9 protein-coding genes and 1 pseudogene are annotated in these 10644 nt (G+C 67.0%); 1 reads left to right on the top strand and 9 read right to left on the bottom strand.

Annotation, left to right across the window (positions count from 1 at the left end; all coding sequences use genetic code 11):
* Positions 1 to 123: 123 nt before the first annotated feature.
* Positions 124 to 1390, bottom strand: a pseudogene (locus tag VET27_RS18295) (glycosyltransferase).
* A 111-nt stretch (positions 1391 to 1501) separates the two neighbouring features.
* Between VET27_RS18295 and idi the strand changes: the two are divergent.
* Positions 1502 to 2047 carry an isopentenyl-diphosphate Delta-isomerase gene (idi, locus tag VET27_RS18300; protein ID WP_526520659.1) on the top strand — a complete coding sequence of 182 codons (546 nt, stop codon included), beginning with the start codon at positions 1502 to 1504 and terminating at the stop codon, positions 2045 to 2047.
* A gap of 3 nt (positions 2048 to 2050) precedes the next feature.
* On the opposite strand, the gene VET27_RS18305 is transcribed toward idi, so the two are convergent.
* From VET27_RS18305 to VET27_RS18340, 8 genes are all read right to left on the bottom strand, one after another.
* Complete coding sequence (locus tag VET27_RS18305) at positions 2051 to 3052, bottom strand: DUF5914 domain-containing protein (protein ID WP_526520661.1); 1002 nt, start codon at positions 3050 to 3052, stop codon at positions 2051 to 2053.
* A complete protein-coding gene (locus VET27_RS18310) occupies positions 3049 to 4584 on the bottom strand; it encodes an FAD-dependent oxidoreductase (RefSeq protein WP_526520663.1) in 1536 nt (511 codons plus the stop codon). The genes VET27_RS18305 and VET27_RS18310 overlap by 4 nt, the downstream gene beginning before the upstream one ends.
* Positions 4584 to 4910 carry a lycopene cyclase domain-containing protein gene (locus tag VET27_RS18315; protein ID WP_526520665.1) on the bottom strand — a complete coding sequence of 109 codons (327 nt, stop codon included), beginning with the start codon at positions 4908 to 4910 and terminating at the stop codon, positions 4584 to 4586. Before VET27_RS18315 ends, VET27_RS18310 begins: the two co-directional genes overlap by 1 nt.
* Positions 4907 to 5248, bottom strand: a complete 342-nt coding sequence (locus VET27_RS18320; protein WP_526520667.1) for a lycopene cyclase domain-containing protein — start codon at positions 5246 to 5248, stop codon at positions 4907 to 4909. Before VET27_RS18320 ends, VET27_RS18315 begins: the two co-directional genes overlap by 4 nt.
* A 2-nt stretch (positions 5249 to 5250) precedes the next feature.
* Positions 5251 to 6195 carry a phytoene/squalene synthase family protein gene (locus VET27_RS18325; protein WP_526520669.1) on the bottom strand — a complete coding sequence of 315 codons (945 nt, stop codon included), beginning with the start codon at positions 6193 to 6195 and terminating at the stop codon, positions 5251 to 5253.
* Complete coding sequence (crtI, locus tag VET27_RS18330) at positions 6192 to 7700, bottom strand: phytoene desaturase family protein (protein ID WP_526520671.1); 1509 nt, start codon at positions 7698 to 7700, stop codon at positions 6192 to 6194. Before crtI ends, VET27_RS18325 begins: the two co-directional genes overlap by 4 nt.
* Positions 7700 to 8839, bottom strand: a complete 1140-nt coding sequence (locus tag VET27_RS18335; protein ID WP_526520673.1) for a polyprenyl synthetase family protein — start codon at positions 8837 to 8839, stop codon at positions 7700 to 7702. The genes crtI and VET27_RS18335 overlap by 1 nt, the downstream gene beginning before the upstream one ends.
* 220 nt (positions 8840 to 9059) lie before the next feature.
* Positions 9060 to 10644, bottom strand: a 1585-nt coding sequence (locus tag VET27_RS18340) for an MMPL family transporter (protein WP_526520675.1), incomplete at its 5' end; no start/stop codon positions are given.

Genomic DNA, 10644 nt, shown 5'->3' on the forward strand with positions numbered 1-10644 from the left:
CCACCCCCGGAATCAATTCCTTGGCCGCCGCAGTGACGTCGTTGAGAACGTCGTCGACCTTCCGCAACGCGATCACCCGCGCCAACTCCGCCATCCGCAGAGCGAGGTCGTGGTTCTGCAACTTCATGACAGCATCTTGCCGCCCCGTCCGTCGGCGCGAGCGTCGTGTGCGAGGTGCTGCTCGACGATGGACGCGCCATGGCACATTCCGCCGGTGGCGGCGAAACCGGCTGCCACGGCATTTACTCCCGCCGACATCGTCATGGCGGACAACACCTTCTCGCGCAGACGGAGAACACTCAGGCGGCGTGCGGGCAGCCGGGTGCCGCAGCCGGCGATCTCCACCCGACGGGCCACCTCGAACTGGTCGCGTCCAAACGGCACGGCACAGACGGGTATTCCGCGACTGAGCGCCTTCTGGGTAGTCCCCATTCCGCCGTGGGTCACGACGCAGACGGCACGATCCAGCACGGCCGAGTGCGGAACGAAGTCCGTCACCGTCGCGTGCGGATACGCACTCGGATCGAAGTCGAGGGCTCCTGTCGGCAGGGTCGCGACGACGTGCAGGGGTTCACCGTCCAGAGCACGCAGCGCGGTGCGGACCGGCGCGGAGTCTGATTGCCGCACCGACGACGTCGTCACCAGACCACGGGCAAGTCGATGTCGTCGAGCCAGCCCGCTAGTTCGTCGGACGGTGGCTCGAAAATCGCCGGCCCGATCAGGTGGACGGACTCGCCCCACACGGTATTCGTGTACTCGAACGGTTTGCCGGTCGCGACGAGGACTCCCGGTGCGCGGCGCAGCAATTGGTTCGCCGAGCGCACCGGCGCGAGCCCCAGGGCGTCGCGCACGGGGCGGATGCCCCTGCGAAAGGGACGGTCGAAGGTCGTCGTGGTCACCATCTTCACACCGCCATCCCGAACCCAGCCCAAAGGTCCCATACAGGGCGCATAGCCCGGGCCGAACGGCGGCGATCCCGGTCCTTCGAGGTACGGAACGAACGGACTGAAGACCAGCCACGGGGTTCGCCCGGCCTCCACCGCCGAGATCGCCCCCCAGCAGTTTGCGTCGACGAGAACCATGTCGGGGCGGACGTCGGCAATGGCCGCCTCGACGTCGGGCACCTCGAGCGCCGGCCGACGCACCAGGTTCGCACCGTCACACCGGTCGACCGCATTGCGCTACTGGTCCTCCAGTCGTTGCTCTGGATGGCTTCGATGCGGGGATCGACGGCCTGCGCGACGAAACCCAGCCGACGGCAGAGGTCGACTCCCGAGTCGAGGGTGCGAACGTGGACTTGGTGTCCGCGTGACGCGAGTTCACCGAGCAGAGCGCAGAACGGGAAGAGGTGGCCGATGGCCGGCGACGTGTAGGCGAGGATTACGGCCATCGCTCCACCCAACCGATGTCACGGCGCGGACCAGTCCAAGACGGAAGCGGTGACGAATCCATCGCTAGCATTGATAGATTCCCCTCTTCACGTAGGAGCAATGTCGCCGTCATGTCCAGGAATACAGCCACGAACGACGAGTTGGTCGTCCTTCTCGACGATGCAGGTCAAAGGATCGGCACGGCACCCAAGTCAGAGATTCACGACGACTCGACTCCGCTGCACTTCGCATTCTCGTGCTACCTCTTCGACGACGCCGGCCGGGTCCTACTGACCCGGCGGGCACTGGACAAGCGGGCCTTTCCGGGCGTGTGGACCAATTCGTTCTGCGGCCATCCCGCACCCGACGAGCCCGTGGAGGACGCGGTCGTGCGTCGGGCACGCAAGGAGTTGGGTGTCGGCATCGCGGAGTTGCACTGCGTACTGCCGGACTTCCGCTATCGGGCGACCGACGCGCACGGCGTCGTGGAGAACGAAGTGTGCCCGGTGTTCTACGCGCGCGCCGCCGGATCGGTGGACGCCGACCCCGCGGAGATCATGGACTCCGCCTGGGTTCCGTGGGATCAGTTGCGTAGCGCCGTGCAGATCCCGTGGGCGATCAGCCCGTGGGCGATCGAACAGGTCCCGCTGCTCGACGCCGCAGGCATCGCGCGGTAGTACTTAGGACCTCAGCTCGAACAGGCGCTCGGCATACTCCAGATCGTCACGCCACAAGCGCGTGGCCGACCGTCGCATCAACGGCCGGATCAGTGGCGCTGCCACCAGCCCCTTGCCGAAGTGCTGGCGATCGGAGTGGGCAATGGTTGCTTCGATGACCGCCGTCCGTGGCCGCCCGTCGCGCCCCGATCCCACCGGGGTGGCGTGGGTCTCGACGACGCTGCCCTTGCCTTCGCCCTCGACGATGTGCATGACGACCGTTCTAGGACCCGGAGCCGTGAACTCGGCGATGACCGGTATGCCGAGTCGACCGATCCGAAACGTCACGGCGACGAGGAAGCGGTCGAGTTCTTCGGGCAGGTCGTCATCGGCGGCCGGCGCGCTGAGCACCTCGAGCTGGGTGAACGAATGGGGATGGAACCACGCGCCGTGCCACGGATCCAGTCTGTTGGCCACGACGTCGCACGGCTCACAGACGCCTTCGACCCGGGTCACGGCGGCCAGTTGTGGAGGCCCCGGGCGCACCGATGCGATGGGCGCGTCAGTCGGGGTCTCGCCACCCTCGGCGTCCAACCGCACCCAGCACAGGACGCCGTCGTCGTGGCTCGGGAACGGCTTCCATGCGCCGTGACGACGGTCCGACAGCCGAAGACCGTGCCATGGACACACCAGGGTCCCGCACTCGACGGGCGCGGTGGCGAGGTCCGCGCCCAGATGCGGACACGCGCGCGGCGCCACCAGCAGCTGGCCGTCAGCCCCCCGCCAGGCGACGATCTGGACCCCGGCGACACGGGTGCCGACGCTCTTGGCGCCAACTCGTGAACTGTCGGCGAAGGGGTACCAGTTGCCGGTCGGGCGGCGTTGCGCACGCTGCAGGGCCGCTCGGATCAACGCCGGACTGGCCTGACCGTACGTGGGCTCCTGCGCCGACCAGTCGACCGGCGGAAGGACTTGGAAGGGCCGGGCCTTGGCTGCGCTGGCGCGTACCTCGTCGAACACACTCATCGCCGTTCGCCGCCCTCGCCGCGCGTCGCCAGTCGGCGCAGCACTGCCGATCGCCCGTGGTTGGGCACCGTGTGCACCGCGTGCCCGGCCAGCCCGAACTCGCCGAGTAGACGGTTGGCCGCAAGCCACCCTGTGGTCGCGGCGCGCTCCATCAGCGCCACGGGAAGGTCGACGCGTATCCCGTCACCCGCCAGCACCACGCGCCGATCCGGCGTCTGCACGGTGGGCCGCCGCGCGAAGTCGCCCGGCGCCAACCGGGGACAGTCACCGCGCCGCAACAGCCGCTCTTCAACGATCGTCGCGCCGGCGGTCTCGGGGTACAGCTCGTGCATGCGCGCCACCAGGGCACGACGGACGTCGTCATCGGTGTCGGTCACCGAGTAGGCGTGAAGTTCGACGACCGAACCACCCGTGCGAGCGGCCCACACCGCCGCTTCGCGTTCGTATCTCTCGAGCACGCTGACATTGTCCAACGGCGGACGTCCTCCCGTCCCGACGAACGCCGCCCGATCGGCGCGCACCGGGCGGTCCAGCCAAAGCCTCAGCACGACGAACGGAGGCGCGGTGTGCAGATCCGCCACCTGGTCTCGCCACTGGGCGTCACAGAGGCTCGGCGACCCGGCGACGATGTGCTGCAAACCGGCGACGTCGGTGGCCAACACCACCGCGTCGGCGACGAAGTCCGCGTCCGCGCCGCAGGACACCCGGACGTCGGAGTCCGTTGACACGGCCTCGACCGACAGCCCGGTGTGAAACCGAACCCCGTTGCCTTCCAGATACTTCCGCAACGGGTTCCAGAGTGCGACGTCGAAGTTCGCATTGGCGACGTCGAAGATCAAGCCTTCGTTGGAACCGAGGAAGTAGATGTGGAACATCGTGACCAGTTCGGCCGCCGACAGATACTCCGGCTTGGCGAAGAAGCTGCGGGCGAACACCTCGAACGCCAGATGCTGCGCAGCTGCGGGAAAGTTGATGTCCTGCAGAAACGTTTCGGCGTCTTTGTCGTCGAGGTCGAAGTATGTCTGCGGTACCGACGCGGTGGCTAGAGGCGCCGCCGCCTTGCCGTCGATCCGAACCAGGTCGCGCAGCCGAAAGGTCGGACTGCGCAACGCAAATGCCAGCGCATTCAGTGGAGGCGTGCGCGGCAACCCGCGGAAGGTGTCGAGCCGTCCCAGCGCGTCGATCAACGGATAGTCCTCGACGGGGGTCAGCGCCGACAGGTGCGGGTCCGCTCGGCGCAGCAGGGTTCGCAAGTTGTAGTACTGGCGGAAGAACGCGTGAAAGCCCCGGTTCATCGCCGTCGCCGAGCCGTCGGCCAGTACGTCGGGCCATCCACCCACGCGCCCGCCGAGGTAGTCGCGCGCCTCAAGGACGTCGACGCTGACCCCCCGCTCGCTGAGCCCCGCCGCGGCCGCAAGACCGGCGATTCCGGCGCCGACGATCACCACGCGCGGTACCCGCTCCAGGGCGCCGGCGTCACTGAGCCCTGGTGCCGCGGGCAGAGTTTCCCGCAGCCGGTCCGTCTCGTTCATCACTGCTCCGTAACCTCCGACGGGGGTCGGCGCTGCTCCCACAACAGTAGAACCGCCGTCACCATCGCGAAACCGAAGAGGAAGTCCTCGATGGGAATGTCGAACGGGAAGCGGATCCCGGAGGTGTGCCGTTCGTCGTAGAGCACGATGGGCGCACTGAGCTTGGTCAGCCAGCCGTCGACGGGTACTTGAAACCCGGTGATTATGATCATCGAGATCCAGTACGCCCGACGGCGGAACAGCCCCGTGCGCAAGACGGCCAGTTCCAGTGCACACACCACAACCGCCGCGACTACCGCCGGAAGTGTGTAGCCCAGACCGTTCATCGTTGCTTCACCTTCGCACGCAGACGTCGAAGCACTGACAGCACGGACTCGACGGCCGAATAGGTCAGCAACCCGCACACCGGAATCACGACGAAGAACAACAATTCCTCTAGCGGCAACTCACCGGGAGCGACCAGCCCCATGATGTAGCGCGGGTTGTACCACCACACGTCGTTGGCCACGGCGATGGCATCCCAGATCAGGAAGACCAGCGCGACCGGCAGGACGGCGGCGACCAGGCGCCGCGGCTGGCGGTAGACGCCCTTGCCGAAGAGTTCCAACGGCAGGGTGCATAGCAGGCACGCGGCCAGGACCAACAGGTACTGCCAGCGGTCCACGCTCACATACTTCCGTGTCGCAGTCGCGCACCCCATGCCCGTGCGATTCCTGCGCCCGCGACGGTGAGTCGTCTGGCCTTCCCGACCGTGGCGCGCTGGGTAAAGATCTCGAAGTCGATCTCCTCGATCCGGTCCAGGATCTCCGAATACAGCGTCAGCGCCACGGCGACACACGGACGCGAAGCCGGATCCAGCTTTTCGATACCCAGCCTCGCCTGGCCGTACACCGCGCGCGCGATCGCGTGCTGCTCGGCCAGGGCGCTGCGCACGCGGGCGTCGGTGCGCCGATTGGCCTGGCACCAGCTCAGGACGTCACGGTCGACGCCGTGGTCGGCGAGTTCGTCGGTGGGTAGGTACACCCGTCCGCGCCGCAGATCTTCGTCGACGTCCCTGAGGAAGTTGGTGAGCTGAAACGCCTTGCCGAGCGCGGCGGCGTGTGGCGCGGCCTCCTCCCGCGGGCCGACTGTTCCCAGGATCGGCAGGAGTTGCAACCCGATCACTTCGGCCGACCCGTACATGTAACGCTCCAGCGCAGCCCTGTCCGGGTAGTCGGTGACGGTCAGGTCCATCCGCATCGATGCCAGGAAGTCATCGAAGAGGTCCCACCCGATGTCGTACTTGCGCGCGGTGTCCACGACGGCGGTCAACGTGGGGTCATCACCGCAAGGCTGACCTTCCACCAGGCTGTTGAACAGCTGGGTGGAGAACTTCTGCAGTTGCTCGGCACGCTGCTCGTGGCCGCGGGAGTCGAAGTCGTCGAGGATGTCGTCGGCCCGCCGGGCGAACCCGTAGAGCGCGTGGACGGCAGGGCGCTGGCTCGGCGCGAGCAACCGGGTGGCGGCGAAGAAGGTCTTGCCGTGTTGGGCATTGATCTCGCGACACTGCCGGTAGGCCTGACGCAATGACGGCTCCCGCACCCCGGCCGCATCGAGTTCAGATCCGATCATCGTTGGTAGGCCTCCTGATTCGGGCGCCGGGCCGAAGATCCGGTGATGCGGTCGGCGGCCAGCCGACCGGACATGACCGCGGTGGGCACGCCCACCCCGGGCACCGTCGACGAACCGGCCAGGATCACGTTGTCGACACCGCGCACGGTGTTGGCCGGTCGAAACGGGCCGGTCTGGCCGAAGGTATGAGCCAACGCGAAGGGAGTGCCCGCCGCCATCCCCTGGCGGCCCCAGTCTGCGGGCGTCACCACCGACAACACCTCCATGTCGTCGCTAAGTTGAGGCAACCGCGTCCTGACCGCACCCAGCATGTGCTCCACGTAGGCCGACGACGTGGCGTCCCAATCCACCTTGCCCACTTCGGTATTCGGTGCCGGCGCCAGGACGTAGAGCAGATCGCGACCGGGCGGGGCAAGGCTGGGATCGCTGGCAGTCGGTCGCGTCACCAGCAGCGACGGGTCCCCCATGACGCGTCCGTCGGTGATGATGTCCCGGAAGGTCTGTTTCCAAGCGTCGCCGAACAGAATCGAGTGATGGCCGATTGAATCGTCCATCGCGGGGCAGCCGACCTGAGCGACGACGGCCGACGGCGCGGGACGCAACCGCAGCAGTCGACGCGGCGTGTGGTCGAGCAGTCGATAGGTGTCGGGAAGTTCGGTGGTGAGCACCACGGCATCCGCGGGGACGCGATGGCCCTGCTCCGTCACCACCGCGGTGACCCGGGAACCACTGCGCTCGAGCTTCGACACCGCCGCGCCGTAGATGAATTCGACACCCGCGTCGGCTGCCGCGGCAGCCATGGCGTCGGGCAGGGCACGCATGCCGCCGCGCGGGAAGTAGACGCCGGCGATGGTGTCCATGTAGGCGATCACCGCGTACACCGCCAGCGCGCTCTGCGGGGGCACCCCCGCGTAGAGGGCCTGGAAGGTGAACACCCGAAGTAACCGCTCGTCGCTTAGGAATCGGCTAATCACCTTCTCCCAGCGGCGGAAGCCACCCATTGCCAGGAGCCGGGCCAGCTGTGGGGTCAGCAGCGAGAGAGGCGAGTCGAAGTTGGCGCCGATGAACCCGTCGAACTCGGTTTCGTAGAGCTTGATCAACCAGGCGCGCATCTGAAGGTAGGCGTCGGCTTCCCGGCGTCCGGCGAACCGCTCGATCTCGGCGAACATCGCCGTCGGCTCGGTGTGGACCTGCAGCGAGTCGCCATCGGCGAACACCGCGTTGTACGCCGGATGAACCGCTAGCAGATCGACGCGATCGGTCAGCTTGTCACCGATCGCCGCGAAGGCGTCGTCGATGATGTCGGGCATCGTCAGCACCGTCGGTCCGGTGTCGAGTCGGTAGCCGCCGATGTCGGCCCGCCCGACCCGGCCGCCGGGGTGGTCCCCGCGTTCGACCACGGTGACACTGCAACCACGCCCTGCGAGCTGCATCGCCGCCGACAATCCGGACAGACCGGCACCGACGACGACGACGCGATCGGTTCTTCCCTTGACGGTGCGCATCATGCGGCCCTTTCAGTGCAGTAGACGGCCATGTCTTGGAGTGCGGTGCGGGTCGTCTGTGGAATGCCGGCGTGGGCAAGACAGCCCACCGCCTGCTTCAGACGCTCGTCGATGCGGTGTTCGACCCATTCCAGGGCGCCGCTGGCGACGATCAGGGACTGCCAGCGTTCGGTGTCGGCAGGATTCAGCGCCGGGCTGCTCATCAGCTCGGCGAGTTGGCGGCGCAGTCCGGCGTCGGCCAGTTGATGGGCGGCGACGACCACGCTGGTGGCTTTCTGGGCGACCAGATCGGTGCCCACGGATTTGCCGGTCACGTCCGGCGACCCGGTGACGCCCAAGATGTCGTCGCGCAGTTGGAACGCTTCCCCGAGGGCGGCCCCGTACCCGCCAAGCGCGTCGATGACCTCCGGTGAACAGCCCGCCATGGCCCCTCCGATCTCCAACGGCCGCCGCACGGTGTAGTTACCCGATTTTCGCCGCAGCACGTCGAGCACCTCGTCGAACGTCGGAAAAGAATGGGCATCGTTGTTCAGATCGGCGATCTGGCCGATCGCCAACTCGATGCGCATGTCGTCGTAGCGGGGCCATACGCGGGTGAAGGCGTCGGCGTCGATGCCGCTCTCGCGAAGCATCTTCGCCGCCCACACCAGGCACAGGTCAGCGAGCAGCACGGCCGCCGACTCGCCGAATCGCTCCGAGGAACCGGTCAACCGCTGTTCACGATGCCACCGGGCGAGGGCGACGTGGGCCGACGGCCGACCGCGACGCAGCGCCGATTCGTCCATGACGTCGTCCTGCATGAGCGCGAAGGCGTGCAGCAACTCGAGGCTGGCCGACGCGCGGATCGCCGCCTCGTCTTCTTGCGCGCCACACAACCAGCCCAGGTACATGAACGTGGACCGCACGTACTTGCCGCCGATCACGAATCCGCCCAGCACCTCGCCGGCGACGTCGACGTTCGCAGTACCGAGTTCAGTGAGGCACTGAGTCGTCACGAACGCGGACAGGTGTGAGCCCACCTTCGCGCGCACGCCGGCTCGCCAGTCACCGGAGGAGGCGGTGCGGACCGGAGTCCGATACGCGCGCCGATGCGGTCGCGGTGACACGAGCGCGTTCACGGCGCGGTCGGTGCGGCTCAACGGCGGCCCCCTTGCATCGCCATGACGGACTGCATCTCGAAGTCTCGAACTCTCGTGTACCGCAACACAGTGCTCCTCGGTCACTCACAGTCGATCCGGTCCAATCGGCCACGCATGGGTCGCCGCGATGCGACCAGCATGTCTTAGTTGATTCGGAGCCCGCAGGGCTTGGGTTGGTTTGACGTTGAAGTTAATTTTCCGCGCTGCCTACCAGCGGTGGTCACGGTCGCGAAATGGACTCGCTGAGCCCGATGCGTTCGTGGAGGCGTGCCAGCGGTCGAGGTGCCCACCAATTCCATCGCCCGAGGACGTGCATGAAGGCCGGCACCAGGACCATCCGGACCAAGGTGGCGTCGACCAGGACGGCCACTGTCAGACCTACACCGAACATCCGCATGAACGATACTTGGGCGGCGATCAGCGCGGCGAACGAGATCGACATGACCAGTGCCGCTGCCGTGACGACCCGACCCGTACGAGCCAAGCCGAGGGCCACGCTTTCGTCGTTGTCGGCCCGGGTGCGTCCACTTGCCAGCCAGAATTCGCGGATGCGCGAGATGAGGAACACTTCGTAGTCCATCGAGAGCCCGAAGGCGATGCAAAAGAGCAGGACCGGCATGTTGGCGACCAGCGTTCCGGTCGGCGTGGTTCCGAACGCCCCGAGATGGCCGTCCTGAAAGATCCACACCAGCGCACCGAAGGCGGCCGTGAGCGACAGCACGTTCAGGATGAGGGCCTTGGCCGGCAGCACCACGCTGCCGGTCAGCAGGAAGAGCAGCACGAACGTGACCACGGCGATGAGGATCAGCACCAGCGGCAAGCGTGAGGTGATCACCTCGACGCTGTCGCGGTTGATCTGAGCGATGCCGGTGAACTCGACGGCACGATCACCCGGCGGGGCAACCTCACGCAGCCGGTCGAGTTGGGTTTCGGACGCCTGCGAGAACAACGGCGCGTTGGTGCCGACCGTCAGGAACGCGCTGCTATCGGTGATCCGTGCGGCGCCAGTCGGTGGGCCGATCTTGCTCCCACCGGCGAACATGCCTGACGGCGCGGTGACGGCCACGACGTCGCCCACCTTCGACAGCCGGGCGGCGTAGCCCTCGAAATCGGCGGGGGTAAGCCCGGTGGCGTCGGGCATCACGATCGTCACCGCCGTGGCGGAGTTGTCCTCGAACCCGTCGCGCATCCGATCGCCGACCTGGCGCGCAGACGACGAGTCCGGCAGTACGCGATCATCGGGGAAACCCCACTTGATACCCAGAAAGGGGAGTCCGAGCAGGAGCAACACCGCCGAACCGGCCAAGCCGAACGCCAACGCGCGCCGCATCACCACTTTCGTCCACCGATACCAAAACAGCTGTTGGACGGGTTTCGCAAGCGATCCCCGGCGATGTCTCGCAGCCGATTCGCCGCCGCGATGCAGCAGCCGTCGCATCCCTCGGCGGACGTCGAACGCGTCGAGCCGTGGTCCGAGTAGCACGATGGCCGCCGGAGTGACGACCAGCGCGGCCAGTGCGCACAGCGCCACCGTCGCGATGCCGGCGTAGGCGAACGACTTGAGGAAGTACATCGGAAAGAGCACCAACGCCGCCATGGAGAGTGCCACCGTCGTCGCCGAGAAGACCACGGTGCGCCCCGCGGTGAGCATCGTCCGGGTGAGTGCCTCGTCCCGTCCGACGCCCTCGGCCACTTCATCGCGGTATCGGCTGATGATCAGCAATGTGTAGTCGATGGCGAGCGCGAGACCGAGGGCGGTGGACAGGTTCAAGGCGAAGATCGACACATCCGTGAACATGGCGAGC

Source organism: Mycobacterium sp., from assembly GCF_035633495.1.
In the GTDB taxonomy this organism is placed as follows: domain Bacteria; phylum Actinomycetota; class Actinomycetes; order Mycobacteriales; family Mycobacteriaceae; genus Mycobacterium.